Consider the following 21,092-nt stretch of genomic DNA (forward strand, 5'->3'; position numbering starts at 1 on the left):
CAACGATATCGCGGATAACGGCTGACCTTTTCGCGCATCTGCACATCGAACCTGCCCAATCACTCACGCTGTCTGGAGCCTTGTCAATGTACCCAGGAGAACGGTTGGACGCCTCCATGGTGGACGAAAGCCGATATCGGTTGCTGGTCGACTCGATAACCGACTACGCCATTTACATGCTCGCTCCGGACGGTTCGATCTCCAGCTGGAACGCTGGCGCCAGACGCTTCAAGGGCTATGAAGAGGCCGAGGTGCTCGGCTCCAATTTCTCGCGGTTCTATACCCCCGAAGATCAGCGCGCCGGCATGCCGCAACGCGCGCTGCGCATCGCCACCACCGAAGGTCGTTTCGAAGGTGAGGGATGGCGGGTGCGCAAGGATGGCAGCCACTTCTGGTGCCACGTGGTCATCGACCCGATCGTTGCCAACGACGGCAGGCTGCTGGGCTTCGCCAAGATCACCCGCGACTTGACCGAGCGCAGGCAGGCGGAAAATTCCCTGCTGCAAAGCGAGCAGCAGTTCAGGCTGCTTGTGCAGAGCGTCACCGATTACGCGATCTACATGCTCGACCCGAATGGGCTCATCACCAACTGGAACATGGGCGCACAGCGGATAAAGGCGTATCTGCCGGAAGAAGTCATCGGCAAGCATTTCTCGCTGTTCTTTACCGAAGAGGACCGGCTGAAAGGCGAACCGCAGCGCGGAATCGACACCGCGGCGCGCGACGGCAAGTTTGAGACCCAGTCCTGGCGGGTGCGCAAGGACGGCACGCGGTTCTGGGCCAGCGTGGTGCTCGACCCCATTCGCAGTGAAGACGGCACGCTCCTTGGCTTCGCCAAGATCACTCGGGATGTTACCCAAGCCAGAGAAGCCCAGTTGGCACTGGAGAAGGCCCGCGAAGCGCTGTTCCAATCACAGAAAATAGAATCCCTCGGCCAACTGACCGGCGGCATCGCCCACGATTTCAACAACCTGCTGATGGTCATCCTGGGCAGCCTGCAACTGGTGCGCAAGCGCGTCGATGATGATCCGCGGGTGCTTTCGTTGCTCGACAACGCCATTCAGGGCGCCAACCGCGGCGTCAGCCTGACCCAGCGCATGCTCGCATTCGCGCGGCGCCAGGACCTCAAGCTGGAACTGATTGATGTGCGCACGCTGGTTCGCGGCATGGCCGAGCTGCTGCAACGCTCGCTCGGCCCGCAGATCACCATCGAGACGCGTTTCCCGCTGTTTCTCAAATCCGTGCTGGCGGACAGCAACAAGCTGGAAATGGCGCTGCTCAATCTGGCGGTCAATTCCCGCGATGCGATGCCGAACGGTGGGGTGATCGTCATCTCGTCGAAAGAGCGGCAGATCACCGACGACCGCGAGGGCATGAAGCCCGGTAACTATGTGTGCCTGTCATTCACCGACAGCGGCGAAGGCATGGATGAGGCAACCTTGCAGCGCGCCAAGGAACCGTTCTTTACCACCAAGGGCGTAGGCAAGGGTACGGGGCTGGGATTGTCCATGGTCCATGGACTGGCCGAGCAGTCGGGAGGCCGGTTGTTCCTCAAGAGCGAGGTTGGCCAAGGAACCACCGCAGAACTGTGGTTGCCCGCTGCGGTTGAAATGAGGGCGAAGCCGCGTCCGGTCACGAAGCCTTCATCGACCCAAGCCGGCACCAATGATCTGGTGGTGCTCGCGGTAGACGACGATCCGCTGGTGCTGCTCAGTGCGACCGCGATGCTGGAGGACCTCGGCTGTACGGTGGTGCAGGCGTCGTCGGCTGCCGAAGCTCTGGTCGCGCTCGAACACACCCGCTTTGATCTGGTGCTTACCGACCAGGTCATGCCCAAGATGACCGGTACCCAGCTGGCCAAGGCGATACAGCGCAGCCATCCTCGGCTACCGGTGGTTCTCGCGACCGGGTACAGCGAAGAGCCGACCGATATCATCGATGGGCTGCCCAGGTTGAACAAACCCTTCGATCAGGAAGCCCTGGCCCATGCGGTCTACCACGCCGTGAATCTGGCCAAGGCCCCATAACGTTCGTCGCTGATGGCGGATGGGGCGGCTCCGCGCCTGGTCAATCCAGCTCACTGAAAATCCCATGCGCCAGGCTCACCCGCGCCTCGTTGGGGTAGTTCTTGTTGGCGAGCACGACGATGCCGAGCTTCTTCTCCGGTACGAATGCCACGTAGGCGCCAAAGCCATTGGTTGAGCCGGTCTTGTTCACCCACATGGCGTCTTGTGCCGGTTCGGGCGGGTCGATGGGGGTAACGGCCTTGCTTTCGTAAGCCAGCGCGTTGGAGTTGCCTTGCAGCAAAGTCTCCAGCGCCACCGGGTAGCGGTATTGCTCCCAGATCAGACTCTGGGTCATCGCACCGAGCCTGAAGTAACCCGTGCGGGTGTCATCGAGCGCGCGCTGCAACCGGGTTTCGGTTTCGGCAAGGTGCAGGTTGGCTTCGACGAAACGCAACAGGTCCGCACTGCTGGTCTTCACCCCGTAGGCCTCGGCAGCCAACACCCCCGGATTGAGCCTGACAGGTGCATCTTCCTTGTTGTAGCCCTGGGCATAGCGCGCCATCTGCGCTGGCGGAACATCGTAGTAGCTGTTGTGCATGCCAAGTTTGGCGAATACTTCGCTCTGCACCGCGACATCGAACGGCAGGTTCATGCTCTTGGCGGCCACCACCCCGAGCAGGCCGATGCTGGGGTTGGCGTAGGTGCGCTGGGTGCCCACGGCGAATTCGGGCTGCCAGGCCTTGAAGTAGTCCATCAGTTGCTGATCGTTGTGGACCTGTTCGGGAACCTGCAGCGGGAAGCCTCCGGCGGTATGGGTGCCGAGGTGCATCAGCGTCACGTGGTCAAGCCTGCTGCCCCGTAACTGGGCGAGGTGCCGGCTCGGGCTGTCGCTGAGTGCCAGGCGCCCGTTGGCCTGGGCCAGGGTCGCCAGGGTGGCGGTGAAGGTCTTGCTGATCGAGCCGATCTCAAACAGCGTGTCGCGTGTCACGGGCTGTTCGGTTTGCTTGGAGGCAACGCCGAAATTGTAGAAGCGCTGTTTGCCGTCGACGGTGAGTGCGATGGCCATGCCGGCAATGCCGTACTGCTGCATCACCGCTTCGGCGGCGGCCCGCACATGGGCATCGCTAGGCTGTTGCGCATCGCCGGCCGAGGTGATGCTGGCGAAAGCGCTGCTACAGGCCAATAGCAGAAGGCGCACACAGCCTGTTGCGAAAGGGCGCATCGAGGTTTCCTTGAGACAGATCGGGAGTGGAAACCTACCACCTCATCAGGCCCTTCCCAAGGGCGATGTATCTCCGAGCATGATTTCTCTTCCGGCGATCGCGAGTTACGCCGGTTGCATAAGTGCCGACATCAGGTCGCACGTGGGCAGCATCAAGTAATTATTTTCTGCGTGTATGACGCCCTGGAAGCCCCGTGGTTACTCGCTTATGCCGTAAGCGCGCAGCAGGTATAACGAAAAGATCAAAAATATAACTTGCGCGCTAAATTATTGGCCGCTAATGTTCGCTCCATGGAACTGATTAGCGCACAAAACATTAGCGCGAAGGCCCAGGGAAGACCTTGCAGTGGTCTTCGCCACCCAACCAAACAACTCGATATTTCTGGAGATTAACGATGAAAACCCTGATCGCTCTCGCCGCCACCTTGGTTCTTTCTGCTCCTGTTCTGGCTGACAACAGCCAGCCCAACCAGCGGGACGGCAAAGGCCTGTACCCGGAATGGCTGATCAACCACCAGGGTTGATCGCCGCGCCAGACTTAGCAGATTCAGATTTGTTTATTGAACGAAGACGTTTGGCTTAACCAGGGTTTACACCTGCTGGATAAAGCCAAACCCGTTAACAGATCACCAGGCGCCGGCATCGGCTAGCGCTGACGAACCCAACCATGAACGAAAAGGAAACCATCATGCGTACATTCAAGTTCCTCAAGACCGCCGTAGCCGTAGCAACCACCGCCCTCGCATTCGGCCCATTGAATGTTGCGGTTGCTGCAGCGCAGAGCGCCAGTGCCAAGCCCACTGTCGTGCTGGTCCATGGCGCATTCGCCGAGTCCTCGAGCTGGAATGGCGTCGCTGCCCGCCTGCTGGATAAGGGCTACCCGGTGATCGCCGCAGCCAACCCGCTGCGTGGGGTTACCCATGATGCCGACTACATCGCCGACATCGTCGAGCAAACCGCCGGCCCGGTGATTCTCGTTGGCCACTCCTATGGTGGTGCGGTGATCTCCAACGCCGGGCGTGACAACGCCAAGGTCAAGGCGCTGGTCTACGTCGCGGCATTCGCCCCGGACAAAGGCGAAACCGCCCTTGAGCTGTCCGGTCGTTACCCCGGCGGCACCCTTGGCCCGACCCTGGCTCCCCCGGTGCTGCTCGATGACGGCAACAAGGACCTCTATATCCAGCAGGACAAGTTCGGTCAGCAGTTTGCAGCCGACGTCGCCGCCGCCGATTCAGCATTGATGGCCGCGACCCAGCGCCCGATCAGCGAGTTCGCTTTGACCGAAGCCTCGGGTGATCCAGCCTGGAAGCAGTTGCCGTCCTGGTTCATCTACGGCTCGGCGGACAAGAACATTCCCGAAGCGGCGCTGAAGTTCATGGCCGAGCGCGCCGGCTCGAAGAAGACCGTTACCGTGCCGGGCGCGTCCCATGTCGTGATGACGTCCAACCCCGAGAAAGTCGCAGCACTGATCATCGAAGCGGCCGAGGTTTCTGCTCGCTAAAGATGTCACCTACGGATTCTAAAGTTTCGCTTGGGCTGATCGGCCATACCGGCCGGTTAGCCAGCAACACCCACGTACACCCTTACCCATACGAACCAGAGGATTACCACCATGTCGATTCAAACCATTGCTTACCGTGCCTACGCAGAAGCCACCGGCGGCCGTGACGGCCGTGCCATCTCCTCCGACGGCATCCTCGACGTCGCCCTGACCACGCCGAAAGAACTCGGCGGTGCAGGCGGTGCGGGCACCAACCCCGAGCAACTGTTCGCTGCCGGCTACTCGGCCTGCTTTATCGGCGCCATGAAGTTCGTGGCCGGTCGCGACAAGCTGCCCATGCCGGCCGATGCCTCCATCGAAGGCGTGGTCGGGATCGGCGCAATCCCCAACGGTTTTGGCATCGAAGTCGAATTGCGCATCAGCCTGCCAGGCATGGACCGCGCTCAGGCACAGACCCTGATCGAGCGTGCGCACATCGTCTGCCCATACTCCAACGCCACCCGCGGCAACATCGACGTCACCCTGACGCTGATCGACTAGTAGGCCATTTAAAAACGTAAGCGAGGCAGGCAAGACAAGGCAAAAACAGGCGAGGAAGCGGAGTTTACGTGCTGTAAATGAGCATTCCGAGACGCCGCGTCCCGGCCTGTTTTTAACGCCGTATTGCCAACGTAGATAGTTTTTAACGGCCTGCTAACCCCTTCGGAGGGCCGCCATTGGATGGCGGCCCTCCACCTCGGAGACTCACCATGAACATCAAGCAACGTTTGTCGATCGCCGTACTCGCCCTTGCCGTCAACACCGCCTTCGCCGCGGGCAGCCCTGGCGTCGAGCGCAACACCCAGGGTTTCCTCGATGCCCTGGCCGCCGGTGGCGGCACACCGCTCGAGCAGATGAGCCCGAAGGACGCCCGCGCCGTGCTGGTGGGTGCGCAAGCCGGAGTCAAGGTCGATGTCTCCGGGATCAAGGTCGAGGATAAAACCATCAGCGTCGATGGCCTGTCGATTGCCCTGAAGGTCGTGCGTCCGGCGAACGCCACCGGCACACTGCCGGTGTTCATGTACTTCCACGGCGGTGGCTGGGTGCTGGGTGATTACCCGACCCATGAACGGCTGATCCGTGATCTGGTGGTCGGCTCGGGCGCTGCGGCGGTGTATGTCGATTACACCCCGTCGCCGGAAGCCAAGTACCCGACCGCGATCAACCAGGCCTACGCCGCGACCCAGTGGGTGGCGCAGCATGGCGAGCAGATCGGCGTGGATGGCAAGCGCCTGGCGGTAGCCGGCAACAGTGTTGGTGGCAACATGGCCGCGGTGGTTGCGTTGATGGCCAAGGCCAAGGGCACCCCGGCAATCAGCTTCCAGCTGCTGCTGTGGCCAGTAACCGATGCCAATTTCAACAACGCCTCATACAACCAGTTCGCCGATGGTCACTTCCTCAGCAAGTCGCTGATGCAATGGTTCTGGGATAACTACACCACCGACCCGAAGCAGCGCGCCGAGATCTACGCCTCGCCGTTGCAGGCTTCGCTCGAACAGCTCAAGGGCCTGCCGCCGGCCTTGGTGCAGACCGCCGAGTTCGACGTGCTGCGCGATGAAGGCGAAGCCTACGCCCGCAAGCTGGACGCGGCCGGGGTCAACGTCACCTCGGTGCGCTACAACGGCATGATCCACGACTTCGGTCTGCTCAACGTGATCAGCCAGATTCCCGGCACGCAAAGCGCCCTGCAACAGGCGGCCGAGGCGCTGAAAGCCAACCTGAAGTAATCGTAATCGAGTGAATGGCAAGCCCCGCCGCTGTCGCAAGCGCCGGGGCTTTTGCCTGTTTCTCGGTCAGGCTTTCGCCTTTCAGCGAAGCTTCGAGAAACTCGATCAGTGCCTGCATCCGTTCACTGCGATTCTTGCGCGCCGGCGCGCTGCCCTACCAACGCAGCCGGCAGGCGGGTCAGTAACGGGCGAAGCGCTGGCGGTATTCCAGCGGCGTCAGCGCGGTCAGTTCCTTGAACATCCGGCGCATGTTGGAATCGCTGCTGAAACCCAGCTCCTGACTGATTCGCGAGACTGAAGCCGAGGTCAGGGTGAGGCGCTCACTGACCTGGTTGAGCTTGATGCAGCGGGCGTAGGCGGCAACCGCAACGCCGGTTTCGCGGCTGACCTTGCGGGCCAGGGTGCGTTCCGACAGGCCGAGCTGTTCGGCCAGCCGCAGGGTGGTGATCTGCTCGGCGGGCGTGCGCTCGACCAAGGCGTGCAGACGGCGCAGCAGCGTGCTCGGCTGTTCGATCAGGCTCATCGCGTGAAAGGCGCGGTGGGATTGGGCGGGGCGCGGCAGCACCATCAGCTTGATCAGGTCGTTCAGCGCGTCGGGGCTAAGCCGCTGCTCGATCAGCGCCTGGGCGATCGGTAGGTAACCGTTGACCCCGGCAGCGGTGGCATTGCCGGGGTTGACCACGCAGCTGCGTTCGCTCTGCCAGCGTATCTGCGGGTAGGCCTGGGTCATGGCCTCGGTGAGCCACCAGGTGATGGTCGCTGGCTGTTCGTGCAGCCGCCCGCTGGCCGCCAGCAGACTCACGCCCGCGCAATAGCTCCACAGTTGCAGCCTTCGCGGGCTCTTCGCCAGTGCGGCGATCAGCGCGGCATTCGCCTCGATGGCGGCCTCGACCTGCTGCGCCGACTCGGCCCAGAAGCCGGGCAGCAGAATCGCGTCCAGCTCGCGCGGTTCGAGTGCTGTCGTCACGTCCAGCGTCAGGCCCTGGGCACATTCCAGCGGACCCGCCTGCAGTGCGACGAAGCGGCAGTCGAACAGGCTTTTGCCGGCGCGCCGGTTGGCCGCGTTAAGCAGGTCGGCAAAGGCGAACAGGCCGGCCGGCATGCAGTGGGGGAACAGCAGTAAAGCAATGCGCAGGGGAGTGGCCATGGCTGAAACCGAATTGATTGTGTCCAGGCTTGCCATTCTGGGCGCGCCCGTGCATCGACACAATGGGGCCTCTTACCGGAGGCTAGGCCATGCAAATCCACCAGCTGCGCAACGCGACTCTTATTCTCGAACTCGGCCCGCACCGGGTGCTGCTCGACCCGATGCTGGCGGCGAAAGACGCACTGCCGCCGTTGCGCCTGTTCGGCGCGCGGCAGCGCAACCCGCTGGTCGACCTGCCCGATTCGGCGAGCGCGGCGCTGCAATCGGTCACCCATTGCCTGATCACCCACTGCCAGAAAGGCCACTTCGACCACCTCGATCGGCTCGGTGCGCGCTGGCTCAGGGACACCCAGACGCCGGTCATCTGCACCCCGCACGATGCGGCCTACCTCGGCAAACGCGGCCTCAACGTGCAGCCGCTGCCCGAGCGGCATGAGCAGCCGAGCGCGTTTCTCGGCGGGCAGATCCGCACGGTGCGTTGCACCCACGGTTACGGGCTGGTTGGCAAGCTGATGGAGCATGGGGTCGGCTACCTGATCGAGATGCCAGGCGAACCCAGCCTCTATCTGGCGGGCGATACGCGGTTGACGCCAAGGGTCGAGGCCTTCGTCCGCGCGCATCAACCGCAGGTCAGCGTGGTGCCGGCCGGTGGCGCGCGGTTCGATCTGGGGGGCGACATCATCATGGGCGTCGATGACGTGATTGCCTTTGCCCGCCTGGCCACCGGTCGGGTGGTGGCCAACCACCTGGAGGCGCTCAGCCATTGCCCGGTAACCCGCACCGAACTGGCGCTGGCCGCGCAACAGGCCGGGGTCGCGGCACGCCTGTCGATACCAGGCGATGGTCAGGTGCTGACGTTCAACGCGTAGGGGGAGGGGGACGCTCGATGCGGTTGTTCGCGCGGGGCAACCGCATCGCCGGCATCAGTCGAACTTCACCCCGATCCGGCCGGTGTAGTCCGTGTACAGCAGCAAGGGACGTTTTTGCGTGGCGGCGAAGTATTCGTCGGTGGCCTGTTTCGAACCGGTGAAATGGCCGTAGTCGTCGATGATCACCGAGCCGCCGATGGTGATGCGCGGATAGAGCACTTCGAGCTCTTTCTTGGTCGATTCATACCAGTCGGTGTCGAGGCGGAGCACGCAGATCTTGTCCGGCAGGTTGGCTGGGTCTTCGAGGGTTTGCAGCACGTCGCCCTCGACGAAGACGATGCTGTCGTCGAGCAGACCGGCCTTGGTGAAATTGTTCTTCACCTCGTCCAGCGACGAGTAATACATCTCGTTGTGGGTGTCGCGCTGCTTGCTGAGGAAGGTGTCGATCACCGGGGCGCCGTTGGAGAAATACTTGTCGGCATCGGTCGGCGCGGTCATGCCCTTGAAGGTGTCGAACATGTACACCTTGCGGGTGACCTTGTGCAGCTTGAACATCGCCGCGGCGAGCAGGGCATTGCCACCGCGCCAAACGCCGCACTCGACGAAGTCACCCTCGATATTGCGCTCGATTGCGTGCTTGCAGGCCATCAGGGTCGCCCACAGGCGCTCGTAGGAAACCAGGGTCAGACCGTTGTTCATGACGTAGGAGACGATTTCCTGTTCTTCCTTGCTGAGCTCGACCGGCATCTTTATCGGTTTTTTTTCGCTTGTTTGACTGTCGCTCATTTTATTTTCCGAATAATCGTCTGGGAGGTGCGCCGCACGCGCCGCACGCGCCGCACACGGGGTACGTCGGGCGTCGGCTCGGCCAGCAGAATAGTCCGAACGAATGGGTTCGGCCATCGGCACCGGCGCTGCGCTTCAGCTGTCGCAACGGATTACCGGCGCAGATTACGGGGAGATCGGGTCGCTGGCCGGGAAGGTTTCTTCCAGCGCATCATCCAGTTGGTCCTCGCTGACAGCAGCCCTCGGCGCTTTGGCGACCTGCTCGCAGTTGCACTGCGCTGCCGGGCAGTGCTGCCCCTCGGCATGCTGACTGGCGCAGGCTTCGCTGCAATAGGTGGCCGCGCCACGCACCTGGGCGATGGCGGTATCGACGCTGCAGCAGCAGGTTGGGCAGGCGCATTGTTGATCGGTCATTGTTCTCTCCTGAAGGGTGTCCCAGCGCTATTTGACGCTGGGTGGTCAAGGTGTGGCGTCGTGCTCGCGCTTACCCAGCTGGCTTGCTCTGGAGCGCAGCAACAGCGCACCGCTAACCAGCATCAGCAGCCCCCAGAGCAGAAAGCCCAGGTCCCAGTAGATCCAGTACTGCGGCGCGACGGTTTCATTGACGTGATGAAGGCCCAGGATCTGATGGTTAAGGATGCCCTCCACCAGGTTGAACAGGCCAAAGCCGACCAGCAATGAGCCGACCAGCAGGCGACTCGACCAGTACAGGTGAGGGCGATGCGCTGCGCGCCAGAGTTGCACAAGGCCGCACAGCACGAACACGTAGGTGGAGGCGTGGAAGATGCCGTCCCACAATGTGTTGTGTTGCAGGTTGGCCAGGCTGGTGGGCGGGTAACCGGCGCTGCTCAACAGGTGATGCCATTGCAGCAACTGGTGCAGAACGATGCCATCGAAGAAACCGCCCAGGCCCAGACCAACGAGAATCCCCGCACTCAGCGGGAAGTGCGGTGCAGTAGAAGGGTCAAGGGACTTGGCGGTGTGTTTCACGGGTTTCCCTTTTGGCGAGGCCGCAAGCAGCGAAGCTGCGCGCCTGAAGTTTCGATTACAGGTTGCGATGGCCGTTCCATATCGAATTTTTGGTCAGGGCGTGCGTTTAACGAGACGCTGTGGACGGCTGATATTGAAGCGATAGCAACAGCCTAAACGTCGAAGTGTAAAGCGGCGAATTAATATTAAATTTATAAATTCGTGGAATGAGTTTTAGCTTTAATAAGGCTGTTTAATCATAAGCCGGGTGTAAGTGAGCCGTTCGTCACCTCTACATTAACCAGTCAGAACTTTTACAGGTCACTACCCTTCAGAAACTCTGCAAGTACTTGCTTCGTTAAATTTCAATTTATGAGGATATAGTCATGCCTAATTCAGGAAACTCCAACTCGGGTAATTTTGCTAACGATCGTGAAAAGGCTTCAGAAGCTGGCCGTAAAGGCGGTCAGGCTTCCGGTGGTAACTTCGCCAATGACCGCGAGAAAGCCTCTGAGGCCGGCCGCAAAGGCGGGCAGAACGGGCACGGTGGCGGCCGCAACTAGTGGCGAACCCATTGTGTAACACCGAAAGGGGAAGGCTTTTTAGTCTTCCCTTTTTTTGTTCTCGCCTATTAGCCTACAGCGAGGATTGGTAGCGACTCGTGTATGTAATCAAAATGATGTCTAAGTTATAAATCGGCAATATCCGTGAGAGTGACTGTGATAGGAGGTTGCAATCATTTAAGTAGTTGTATTGGCGAATGCTATTCAAGAGTCAAGCCACTATTAAGTTGATATCAGCATCTTTCACTCAACGCTGCTTTGAATCAAAAGGGAGCGAAGCGACTCACCCAGCGCCATGCGTCCCGGTTTGACCGTCCCCGCCCAGCCCGCAGATTTTTCCTAACCCTTCAGCCAAGTTGGCAAACCTGTACCACACTCAATGGGCTTTGATGCCGGGGTGTCGTTTGCCTATGGACCTGGCTCGAACCTCTGCCGCTGCAGGTGAGGTTCATACCAACAAGAACGGGGGATTTATGCTCAATCCGCGGGATGTAAAAACTGTCGAGGATGCCAGGCGCATCGTCGAGGAGCGCGAGCTCAGTCACGTCAAGGTTGGGGTGTTCGATAACGATGGCGTGATGCGCGGCAAATACCTGAGCCGCAGCAAGTTCATCTCCGCCCTGGGCAGCGGATTCGCCTTTTGCGATGTGGTGCTCGGCTGGGATGTGAAGGACCAGCTGTACGACAACGGCCAATACACCGGCTGGCACACCGGCTACCCGGACGCACCCGTGCGGGTGTTGCCGCATACCTGTCGCGAGCTGCCGTTTGAGAACGGCATGTTGCTGTTTATCTGCGAGTTTGCCGAAGCGGCAGAGAAGGTCTGCCCGCGCGGCACCCTGCGCCGGGTGATCGAGCGGTGCCACAACATGGGCTTCGACGCTTTTGCAGCGCTGGAGTACGAGTTCTTCATGTTCGAGGAAACCCCGGACTCCGCTCGGGAAAAGGGCTACCGCAACCTCAAGCCGTTTACCCCGGACTGGTTCGGCTATTCGATGATCCGCAACTCGGTGCATGCCGAGCTGTACCACGAAATTCTCGACATGGCCGAGCGCATGGATTTCCCCATCGAAGGCCTGCACACCGAAACCGGCCCCGGTGTGCTCGAGGCAGCCATCGCCTACGACCATGCCGAGGCAGCGGCGGACAAGGGCGCGCTGTTCAAGACCTTCATGAAAGTGCTGGCCCAGCGCAGCGGGTTGATGGCCACGTTCATGGCCAAGTGGTCGGGCAAGTACCCTGGCCAGAGCGGGCATATCCACGTTTCGCTGCGCGATCAGGCTACCGGCAAGTCGGCATTCTACGACCCGACCCAGGCGCACAACATGAGCGCGATCCAGCGTCATTTTCTCGCCGGCCAGCAACGCCTGATGCCGGAATTCCTGTGCATGGTGGCGCCGACGCTGAACAGCTACCGGCGCTTGATTCCAGGCTTCTGGGCACCCACCGATGCCACCTGGGGCGTGGAAAACCGCACCGCCGCGCTGCGCGTGATTCCTGGCAGCGACAAATCCCAGCGCCAGGAGTATCGCCTCGGCGCCGCGGACGGCAACCCTTACCTGGCGCTGTCAGTGGCGCTTGGCTCCGGCCTGTACGGGGTGATGAACCAGTGGGAACCGACCGATCCGGTGGAGGGCAATGCCTATTCGCAGAAACACCCGGAACACCTGGCTCTGCCGCGCACCCTGTGGGATGCGGCGCAGCGCTTTAAAGCCTCCGAGGCCGCGCGCGAGCTGTTCGGCAGTGAGTTCGTCGAGCACTTCGCCGCCAGCCGCGAATGGGAGGAACGCGAATACCGCCGCCACGTCAGCGACTGGGAGCTTGATCGCTACTTCGAAATCATCTGAGCGCCGCATAACCCAAGGGACGGGCTTTTTGTAGGGTGGACATGCCGAAGGCTTGTCCACCCTTGGCGGCGCGGACGGCAAACAAGCTAGGTAAGTGGGTGACGCTGTTTCATCCACCCGCGTATTGGTGGGTGCGCCATCCACCCCACGAGAACCAGACTTATAGAGACACAGCAGGCCTACCTGTTATTCGCCACAGAATTCTACGGAGTGAGCAATGAGCAGACTGCAATGCATTTCACCCATCGACGGCTCGCTGTATGTCGAACGCGAACTGGCCAGCGCCGCGCAGATCGCCAGTGCGCTGGCCAAAGCGCAACAGGCCCAGCAGGCATGGCGGCGGACACTATTGAAAGAGCGCATCGCCATCGGCCGCAAGGCGATTGCTGCCTTTGCCGCAAGGGAAACGCAACTGGCTGAAGAGCTGTGCTGGATGATGGGCCGGCCGATCCGCTATGCCGCAGGCGAGGTGCGCGGCTTTGTCGAGCGTGCCAGCTATATGGCGGATATTGCCGAGCAGGCGTTGGCGGATATCAAGGTGCCGGAAAAGCCCGGGTTTATTCGCTTTATCCGCCGCGAGCCGCTGGGCGTAGCGCTGGTCATCGCGCCCTGGAATTACCCGTATCTGACCGCCGTGAACGCGGTGATGCCGGCATTGCTGGCCGGCAACGCCGTGCTGCTCAAGCACTCGGCGCAGACACCTCTGTGCGCCGAGCGCATGGTCGAGGCGTTCACCGAGGCCGGCTTGCCGGATGGGGTGTTCCAGTACCTGCACCTGAGCCATGCCGACACCGAGCAACTGATCCAGGCGCCAGCGATCCAGCACGTCGCCTTTACCGGCTCGGTACCGGGTGGCGCCATGGTCGAGCGCGCGGCGGCAGGGCGCTTTATCAGCGCCGGGCTGGAGCTGGGCGGCAAGGACCCAGCCTACGTCCGCGCCGACGCCGACCTCGCTCACGCGGTGGAAACCACCATCGACGGCGCCTTCTTCAATTCCGGGCAATCCTGTTGCGGAATCGAGCGCATCTACGTGCATGAGTCGCTGTATGACGCCTTCGTCGAACAGGCCGTGGCGCTGGTCAAGCAATACACGCTGGGTCGCTCCGACGACCCGGACACCACCCTCGGCCCGCTGGTAAAGGCCGATGCAGCGGATTTCGTCCGCGATCAGATCAGCGAGGCGCTGGCGCAAGGCGCGACGGCCCATATCGATCCCGCGACCTTCACCCTGGGCAAGCGCGGCACGCCTTACCTGGCCCCGCAGTTGCTGACCGGCGTGCACCATGGCATGCGGGTGATGACCGAAGAATCCTTTGGCCCGGTGGTGGGCATCCAGCGGGTTCGCGACGACGAAGAGGCCCTGGCGTTGATGAACGACAGCGAATTCGGCCTGACCGCCGCCATCTTCAGCCGCGACGTCGAGACCGCGCTGGCACTGGCCGACCGCGTCGAGGCCGGCACGGTGTTTCTCAACCGCTGCGACTACCTTGATCCGGCGCTGGCCTGGACCGGGGTGAAGAACTCCGGGCGCGGCTGCACGCTTTCCAGTGTCGGCTACGAGCACCTGACCCGGCCGAAATCCTTCCACTTCAAAACCCAGTTGTGAGGCACGTTATGGACCTGAATCAGTACCGCATGAACTGGAATTACCCGACCTCGGTGCGCGTCGGCGCGGGCCGCGTCGCCGAACTGGCGGCCGCCTGCCGGCAACTGGGCATGAGCGCGCCGCTGCTGGTTACCGACCCCGGCCTCGCCGCGTTGCCGATGGTCGAGCAGGCGCTGCGCCAATGCCGCGATGATGGCCTGAAAGCCGGTCTGTTCGATGGCATCAAGGGAAACCCCACCGGCCCCAACGTGACCGCTGGCGTCGCCGCATTCAAGGCCGGCAACCATGACGGGGTGATCGCCTTTGGCGGGGGCTCGGCGCTGGATGCCGGCAAGGCCATCGCGCTGATGGTCGGGCAGGATCGGCCGCTGTGGGATTTCGAGGACATCGGCGACAACTGCAACCGGGTCAACGTCAGTGGCATGGCGCCGGTGGTGGCGGTACCGACCACCGCCGGTACCGGTTCGGAAGTGGGGCGCGCCTCGGTGATCACCGACGACGAGGCGCAGATCAAGCGCATCATCTTCCACGCGAAGATGTTGCCGGCCCTGGTGATTCTCGACCCTGAGCTCACCCTTGGGCTGCCGCCGAAAATCACCGCGGCCACCGGTATGGATGCGCTCTCGCATAATCTCGAAGCGTACTGTTCGCCGCTGTTCCACCCGATGGCCGAAGGCATCGCCCTGGAAGGCATGCACCTGATCCAACACTACCTGCCAAGGGCGGTGAGCCATGGCAACGATGTTGAGGCGCGCCTGCAGATGCTGGTGGCCTCGAGCATGGGCGCGACCGCGTTTCAGCGCGGGCTGGGCGCCATGCACGCGTTGGCTCATCCGCTCGGTGCGCTGTATGACGCCCACCATGGGTTACTCAACGCGGTGCTGATGCCCTTTGTGCTGGTGGCCAATCGCGCCAGCATCGAGCCGCAGATGGCCAAGATGGCGCGTTACCTGAATCTGGCCAAACCGGGCTTCACCGGTGTGCTCGACTGGGTGCTGCACTTGCGCAACGAGGTGGGCATTCCCCACAGTCTGAGTGAGATCGGCATCGACGACCGGCGTATCGAGCAGGTCGGGCAGATGGCGGAGGTCGACCCTTCGGCAGGCACCAACCCGATCACCTTCAGTGCCACGCAGTATCGTCAGCTGTTCGAGAAAGCCCTGCGTGGCGATCTTTAACGGCCTGATAAGCGGGTTTGGTCGCGTAGCCTGCAGGCATCCGGCTACGGCTGCGGTGTAGGGTGGACATGCGCAGCTTGTCCACCAACAGGGCATACGACGGCCGAACCTTGCAACATGTCCGCCCTAGGGTTTCGCAAGGCTTGTGCAGACGGTGAGGGCGTTGAGCGTCGCTTATTCGCTGGCCTGGGCCGCTTTCAGCGTGTCATAGGCCGGGGCGGCATAGATGCCGACTTCCACCGCCAGCGCCATTACCCGCGGCAGGTCGTTCGTATAGACCAGCACCGCCTGCAGCGCATCGTCCAGCGGCTCGCTGAAGTCCACCAGTACATAGCCCTGGGTCTCTGGCGACAGGCTGGCGAGCTGCACCTGGATTCGGTTCAGCGCCTTCAGCGGTTCGACCTTGAACAACTGCTTGGCCTTGAGCACGAAACTCACCTGGGGCCCGAAAGACTCGACGATCTGCTGGAACAGCTGGTCGTAGCTGTCGGCCTGGAACAGCACGGTGTCCGGCAGGCTGCCGACCACGATCCATTCGCCGAGCGGAATGGGAAAGCTGTCGTCGTAATTGATATCCGGATTGGCCGCGAGAAATGCCTGTGGGTCGGCATAGGCCTGGGCGGCCTCATCGGCGATACGGGCGATCTCGTCTGCGGTCATGCAGCCCGAGCTTATGCGGCCGATCAGTTCTTCAAGCTGGGCTTTCATGGCGGTGTGTCCTGGCGAAAAAGGTCGCCAAGCATAGCTGGATTTGCCGCACGGCGGCGCCCGTCATGCTGGCAATGGCCGGGGCTGGATGCCGGTGTCGAGCAACTGGGTAAACTGCTCGACGTCGACAGCGTGGCTGAACAGAAAGCCCTGGCCCTCTTCGCAATGGTGCGCTTGCAGGAATTCGAGCTGGGCGGTTTCCTCGACGCCTTCGGCGACCACTCGCTGCATCAGGCTGTTGCCCATGGCGATCACCGCGCTGACGATGATGCCCTCGTTGGAGCCGATGTCATGAACGAAGGAGCGGTCGATCTTGAGCACGTCGATGGGGAACTGATTGAGATAGCTGAGGCTGGAATAGCCAGTACCAAAATCATCCACCGCCAGCTGCACGCCGAGATCCTTGAGCTGCTGCAGAATCGCCGCGCTGGCGGGCGCGTCGCGCATCAGCACACTTTCGGTAATCTCCAGTTGCAGGCGCTCGGCTGGCAGGCCACTGGCTTCAAGCGCTGCGGTGACGCTGGCGACGAAATCCTTGCGACGAAATTCCAGGGCGGAAATATTCACGGCAATCGATGCCAGGCTATAACCGCCAGCTTCCCAGTGCTTGGCTTGCGTGCATGCCTGCTGCAGGACCCACCGCCCGATCGGGATGATCAGCCCACAGGATTCGGCGACCGGCACGAAGCGGTCCGGCAGGACCACGCCCCATTCCGGATGAATCCAGCGGATCAAGGCTTCGGCGCCGCTGATTTCGCCCGTATTCAGGTTGATCTTTGGCTGGTAATACAGGGTGAATTCGTCGCGTGACAGGGCATTGCGCAGGTGCGCTTCGATCATCTGCCGTTCGACAGCGCGGACATTCATCTCGCGTTTGAAAAACTGGTAGTTGTTGCGGCCTTCTTCCTTGGCCTGATACATCGCCGTATCTGCATTTTTGATTAGCGCCTCTGCGTTCTTTGCGTCGGCCGGATAGGTGCTGATACCAATGCTGGAGGTCACGTGTAGCTCGTGCTCGCTGACCGTGTGCGGATTCGCCAGGGCGGTAAGAATCTTGTCCGCGGTGCGTGCGGCATCTTCAGCCGAATTATTTTCGCCAAGCAGTACGACGAATTCATCGCCTCCCAGGCGACTGACAGTATCCGAGCTCCGTACGGACCCGGTAATACGCGTGGCCACAGATTGCAATAACTCGTCGCCCACCCCGTGGCCAAGCGAGTCGTTGATGCGCTTGAAGTTATCGAGGTCGAGAAATAACAGCGCCAATTGCGTCCCGCTCCGCTCGGCCAGGGAAATAGCCTGGGCAATCCGATCGTTCAGCAGGGCACGATTGGGCAGGTTGGTCAGCGCGTCATGCTGGGCCAAATGAGCCATTTTTCGAGTGATTTCATGGGCGGCGGTCATGTCGTGAAAGACCATGACTGCACCTTTGGTGCGATCCGCCCAGTCATGGATAGGCGCAGCGGAATCCTCGATCGCGGCCTCGCTGCCATTGCGTCTGATCAAAATAGTGCCAGGTGTCAGCATTTTGGGTTCGTCGTCGCGAAGCACCCGTCGTACGGGGTTTGCGACGGGCTCGCGGGTTTCGCCGTTGATCAAGCGCATGACGTCTTCAATGGGCTTGCCCAAGGCCTCGTCGCGGGGCCAGCCGGTCATTTGTTCCGCAGCCAGATTGAGATAATCAACGTTACCGGCCAGATCGGTGCTGATCACCGCGTCGCTGATCGAGTTGAGCGTGATTTCGGCACGGCCTTTCTCAATGAATAAGGCTTCTTCCACCGCCTTGCGCTGGATGATGTTGCGCAGCGACTGCGGCACCAGGTAACTGCTGAAATGCCCTTTGGACAGACAGCCTTGGGCCCCGCGCTGGATCGCTTCCCAGGTCTGCTGTTCATCTTCGATTTCGCTGAGGGTCATGATCGGTGTATGTGGCGTCAGGGCGAACAAGGCATCGAAGGTGTCCAGTCCCTGGCTGTCGGGGAGCGCCAGGTCAACCATGATCGCATCCACCGATTCCTGATCCTGCGCACTCAGGCGAGCCAGCGCGTCTGCCAGGCTGCCCGCTGACTCGACCTCGAACGGCCCGTCCTGCGCACGCGCAAGGACCGAACGTAATGTCGTGGCATCGTGGGCGTCCCCCGTGATGATCAGCACTCGATTGGTCATCTTGCCATCACTCCTTTCTGCAACTGTATGAACAAGAAACGATCCACAGGCGAAAGTGCGGCCTGCTCCTTCTATCCGTGAAGCAAATATCCGGAACAAGGTCCCGGCATGCAGGCTGAAGAGGCAATATTCAGCGTCGTCGCTAAAGGCGCGGCATCTGGCTTGTGCTTGCACAAATGGCCGCAGTCGTAGCGACAGCGACCATAAAGGTACGGCTTATTGGTGGACTTGCTACAGGTTCGACAGAACTCCGTCGGCCACGGTTCCACCTTTCGTACGTTGCCACACGAAACGCCCTTGCAGAGCACCTGATCGCAGCAAAAAGCCGGATTTTCGCGTATTTATGAGCGTTGTTGCTGTCCAGTCCAAGGCTGCATCGGAGCATGGCGCGGCCTGCGATTCCCTGCACTTGTGCGGTGTTAATGGAGTCAACGTTTCAATAGCCGTGGCGCTATGCTTGCGCGCCGAGCGTTTAGCCACCGCCTTGCGGCGCAATGTCCCTGACAGGAGTTTCTTCTTGAGTTCGCGTATCCACCCACTTGCCGGCAAGCCGGCACCTGCTTCTATGTTGACCAACATCGCGCAACTGCTCGCCGCTTACTTCGATGTGCAGCCAGATCCAAGCAGCGCTGCGCAGCGGGTCGCATTCGGCACGTCCGGGCATCGCGGCACGTCGCTGGCGGGCAGTTTCAACGAGTGGCACGTGTTGGCCATCAGCCAGGCGATCTGCGATTACCGCCTGAGCCAGTCGATCGACGGGCCGCTGTTCATCGGTGCGGACACCCACGCACTGTCGCAGCCGGCCCTCGAGACAGCGCTGCAGGTGCTGGCGGCCAATGGCGTACAGACGATGTTGTCGAAGGACGGCGAGTTCACGCCGACGCCTGCGATTTCCCATGCCATCCTGACGTACAACCAGGGCCGTAGCCGCGGTCTGGCCGATGGCATCGTCATCACGCCGTCGCATAACCCGCCGGACAGCGGCGGCTTCAAGTACAACGCAATCAACGGCGGGCCGGCCGATACCGATATCACCGGCTGGGTGCAGAACCGTGCCAACCAGCTGCTCGAAGGTCGCCTCAAGGATGTAAAGCGCATGCCGCTGGATGAGGCGCGCCGGGCAGCGACCACCCATGAACATGATTACCTCGGCCATTACGTCGCCGACCTGGGGAGCGTGATCGATTTCGAGCTGATTCGCGGGGCCGGCCTGCGCCTGGGCGTCGATCCGTTGGGCGGCGCGGGTGTGCATTACTGGGCGCGCATCGCCGAGTGTTATGCCATCGACCTGAGTGTGGTCAGCGAGGCAATCGACCCGCAGTTCGCTTTCATGTCGCTGGACTGGGACGGCAAGATCCGCATGGACCCGTCTTCGCGCGATGCCATGCAGCGCCTGATCGGGCTCAAGGACGGCTACGACATCGCCTTTGCCTGCGACACCGATTACGACCGCCACGGCATAGTCGCGCCGAGTGTCGGCCTGTTGCCGGCCAATCACTTTCTTAGCGTCGCCGTCGATTACCTGTTTCAGCAGCGTCCTCACTGGGGCGCGCAGACGGCGATTGGCAAGACCCTGGTCAGCAGTTCGATGATCGACCGGGTCAGCGCACGCCTCGGCCGGCGCCTGGTGGAGGTGCCGGTTGGATTCAAATGGTTCGTCGACGGGCTCTTCGATGGCTCGCTCGGTTTCGTCGGTGAGGAAAGCGCCGGCGCGACCTGCCTGCGCCGCGATGGCCGCGTGTGGACCACTGATAAGGACGGTATCGTGCTGGCGTTGCTGGCGGCAGAGATGACCGCCAGCCGAGGCCGCGATCCTGGCGAGTCGTACCGCGGCCTGGTCGATGAGTTTGGCGCGATATTCGCTGACCGGGTCGACGCGCCGGCCAATGCTGCGCAGAAGAAGGCCCTGGGAAAACTCTCGCCTGCGCAGGTGAACAGCAGCGAGTTGGCGGGCGATGCGATCCTTCAGGTATTCGACAAGGCGCCGGGCAACGGCGCCGCTATTGGCGGCATCAAGGTGGTCAGCGCCGGCGGCTGGTTTGCCGCACGCCCTTCAGGTACCGAGGACATTTACAAGATTTACGCCGAAAGCTATCGCGACGAGGCGCACCTGCAGCGGATTCTCGGCGAGGCGCAGCAGATCGTTGACGCCGCGCTGGGCACCGACTGAGCCGATGCGAGTAGCGGGGCTGCCCGCTCACCGTTAGATCACGCCAAGCGAAAGCGGGCACTTTTTCTCGCAGTGGCTACTCGAACCTAGTGTCGCTACCGCCTCGGTTGATCCGCGGAAAATCGCTGATCAGCCCAAGTGTTCGACAGCGCACCGATGAGCCAGGCCTCGAACAGTCTGGCTGGCCGGCTGCAAGTTGAGCGGGGTGGTACCAGGTGCTACTTGGCTATCTGGAGGCTATTCGGCCGCGAACCTCCGGTGTGACAGGTCCGCAAGGATGTGTCGAACCGGTCGCCTGCTAGCCGCGAACATGGGCCGTTTTCCCAAGGTCTTCGCAGCAAGCTGAAGCTACTCACTGAGGAGATACACATGAGCTTAGGAACCATACTGCTGATCGTTCTGATCCTGCTGCTGGTAGGTGCCATTCCGGCATGGCCGCATAGCAGAAGCTGGGGTTACGGGCCTACTGGTGGGTTGGGCGTAGTACTGGTCATTGTGATCGTGCTGCTGCTGATGGGGCGAATCTAGCGGGTCGTCTGCCCTCGCTCAGGCCAAGGCCAGTCGGGTGCTTGGCCTGAGCAACCGAAT

The 21,092-nt window shown here is 61.5% G+C and carries 18 protein-coding genes and 1 pseudogene; 12 read left to right on the top strand and 7 right to left on the bottom strand.

From position 1 onward, the window contains the following. The first annotated feature begins 86 nt into the window (after window positions 1–86). On the top strand, window positions 87–2,027 hold the full coding sequence (locus tag ACX0MV_RS19625) for a hybrid sensor histidine kinase/response regulator (protein WP_458984175.1): 1,941 nt from the start codon (window positions 87–89) through the stop codon (window positions 2,025–2,027). Window positions 2,028–2,067: 40 nt separating this feature from the next. On the opposite strand, the gene ampC is transcribed toward ACX0MV_RS19625, so the two are convergent. Further along, entirely contained in the window at window positions 2,068–3,228 is a 1,161-nt protein-coding gene (ampC, locus tag ACX0MV_RS19630; protein WP_458984176.1) for a class C beta-lactamase, read from the bottom strand. 395 nt (window positions 3,229–3,623) lie between these two features. Between ampC and ACX0MV_RS19635 the strand changes: the two genes are divergently transcribed. From ACX0MV_RS19635 to ACX0MV_RS19650, 4 genes are all read left to right on the top strand, one after another. After that, window positions 3,624–3,752 (top strand): hypothetical protein, encoded by a 129-nt coding sequence (locus tag ACX0MV_RS19635; protein WP_458984177.1) that lies wholly within the window; start codon window positions 3,624–3,626, stop codon window positions 3,750–3,752. Between the two features lie 164 nt (window positions 3,753–3,916). Further along, a complete protein-coding gene (locus ACX0MV_RS19640; RefSeq protein ID WP_458984178.1) occupies window positions 3,917–4,729 on the top strand; it encodes an alpha/beta fold hydrolase in 813 nt (270 codons plus the stop codon). Window positions 4,730–4,840: 111 nt separating this feature from the next. Continuing rightward, window positions 4,841–5,269, top strand: a complete 429-nt coding sequence (locus ACX0MV_RS19645; protein WP_458984179.1) for an organic hydroperoxide resistance protein — start codon at window positions 4,841–4,843, stop codon at window positions 5,267–5,269. A 209-nt stretch (window positions 5,270–5,478) separates the two neighbouring features. Continuing rightward, the gene (locus ACX0MV_RS19650) at window positions 5,479–6,495 is read left to right on the top strand and encodes an alpha/beta hydrolase (protein ID WP_458984180.1); all 1,017 of its coding nucleotides are present in this window, start codon (window positions 5,479–5,481) and stop codon (window positions 6,493–6,495) included. Window positions 6,496–6,673: 178 nt separating this feature from the next. Here ACX0MV_RS19650 and ACX0MV_RS19655 read toward each other — a convergent pair whose 3' ends face one another. Continuing rightward, entirely contained in the window at window positions 6,674–7,642 is a 969-nt protein-coding gene (locus tag ACX0MV_RS19655; protein ID WP_458984181.1) for a GlxA family transcriptional regulator, read from the bottom strand. An 89-nt stretch (window positions 7,643–7,731) separates the two neighbouring features. On the opposite strand from ACX0MV_RS19655, the gene ACX0MV_RS19660 reads away from it, so the two are divergent. Continuing rightward, window positions 7,732–8,511 carry an MBL fold metallo-hydrolase gene (locus tag ACX0MV_RS19660; RefSeq protein WP_458984182.1) on the top strand — a complete coding sequence of 260 codons (780 nt, stop codon included), beginning with the start codon at window positions 7,732–7,734 and terminating at the stop codon, window positions 8,509–8,511. A 54-nt stretch (window positions 8,512–8,565) separates the two neighbouring features. Here ACX0MV_RS19660 and ACX0MV_RS19665 read toward each other — a convergent pair whose 3' ends face one another. From ACX0MV_RS19665 to ACX0MV_RS19675, 3 genes are all read right to left on the bottom strand, one after another. Beyond that, on the bottom strand, window positions 8,566–9,297 hold the full coding sequence (locus ACX0MV_RS19665) for a TylF/MycF/NovP-related O-methyltransferase (RefSeq protein WP_458984183.1): 732 nt from the start codon (window positions 9,295–9,297) through the stop codon (window positions 8,566–8,568). A 165-nt stretch (window positions 9,298–9,462) separates the two neighbouring features. Next, a complete protein-coding gene (locus ACX0MV_RS19670; RefSeq protein WP_458984184.1) occupies window positions 9,463–9,711 on the bottom strand; it encodes a metallothionein family protein in 249 nt (82 codons plus the stop codon). Window positions 9,712–9,756: 45 nt separating this feature from the next. Beyond that, window positions 9,757–10,287 (bottom strand): DUF2243 domain-containing protein, encoded by a 531-nt coding sequence (locus ACX0MV_RS19675; protein ID WP_458984185.1) that lies wholly within the window; start codon window positions 10,285–10,287, stop codon window positions 9,757–9,759. 377 nt (window positions 10,288–10,664) lie between these two features. On the opposite strand from ACX0MV_RS19675, the pseudogene ACX0MV_RS19680 reads away from it, so the two are divergent. From ACX0MV_RS19680 to ACX0MV_RS19695, 4 genes and pseudogenes are all read left to right on the top strand, one after another. Then, a pseudogene (locus ACX0MV_RS19680) lies at window positions 10,665–10,829 on the top strand (con-10 family general stress protein); the annotation flags it as partial. A gap of 473 nt (window positions 10,830–11,302) precedes the next feature. Continuing rightward, window positions 11,303–12,676 carry a glutamine synthetase family protein gene (locus ACX0MV_RS19685; RefSeq protein WP_458984186.1) on the top strand — a complete coding sequence of 458 codons (1,374 nt, stop codon included), beginning with the start codon at window positions 11,303–11,305 and terminating at the stop codon, window positions 12,674–12,676. 217 nt (window positions 12,677–12,893) lie between these two features. Continuing rightward, window positions 12,894–14,282: an aldehyde dehydrogenase family protein gene (locus ACX0MV_RS19690; protein WP_458984187.1), complete on the top strand. Its 1,389-nt coding sequence runs from the start codon at window positions 12,894–12,896 to the stop codon at window positions 14,280–14,282. Window positions 14,283–14,290: 8 nt separating this feature from the next. Continuing rightward, entirely contained in the window at window positions 14,291–15,460 is a 1,170-nt protein-coding gene (locus tag ACX0MV_RS19695) for an iron-containing alcohol dehydrogenase (protein WP_458984188.1), read from the top strand. Between the two features lie 174 nt (window positions 15,461–15,634). Here the strand turns inward: ACX0MV_RS19695 and ACX0MV_RS19700 are convergent, their stop codons facing one another. Next, window positions 15,635–16,168 (bottom strand): hypothetical protein, encoded by a 534-nt coding sequence (locus ACX0MV_RS19700; protein ID WP_458984189.1) that lies wholly within the window; start codon window positions 16,166–16,168, stop codon window positions 15,635–15,637. A gap of 63 nt (window positions 16,169–16,231) precedes the next feature. Next, complete coding sequence (locus ACX0MV_RS19705; RefSeq protein WP_458984190.1) at window positions 16,232–18,334, bottom strand: putative bifunctional diguanylate cyclase/phosphodiesterase; 2,103 nt, start codon at window positions 18,332–18,334, stop codon at window positions 16,232–16,234. 517 nt (window positions 18,335–18,851) lie between these two features. On the opposite strand from ACX0MV_RS19705, the gene pgm reads away from it, so the two are divergent. Both pgm and ACX0MV_RS19715 read left to right on the top strand, forming a co-directional pair. Further along, window positions 18,852–20,504, top strand: a complete 1,653-nt coding sequence (gene pgm / locus ACX0MV_RS19710) for a phosphoglucomutase (alpha-D-glucose-1,6-bisphosphate-dependent) (protein WP_458984191.1) — start codon at window positions 18,852–18,854, stop codon at window positions 20,502–20,504. A gap of 369 nt (window positions 20,505–20,873) precedes the next feature. Then, a complete protein-coding gene (locus tag ACX0MV_RS19715) occupies window positions 20,874–21,032 on the top strand; it encodes a DUF3309 family protein (RefSeq protein ID WP_458984192.1) in 159 nt (52 codons plus the stop codon). Window positions 21,033–21,092: the final 60 nt, after the last annotated feature.

The sequence above is a fragment of the Pseudomonas cistanchae genome (assembly GCF_054483635.1).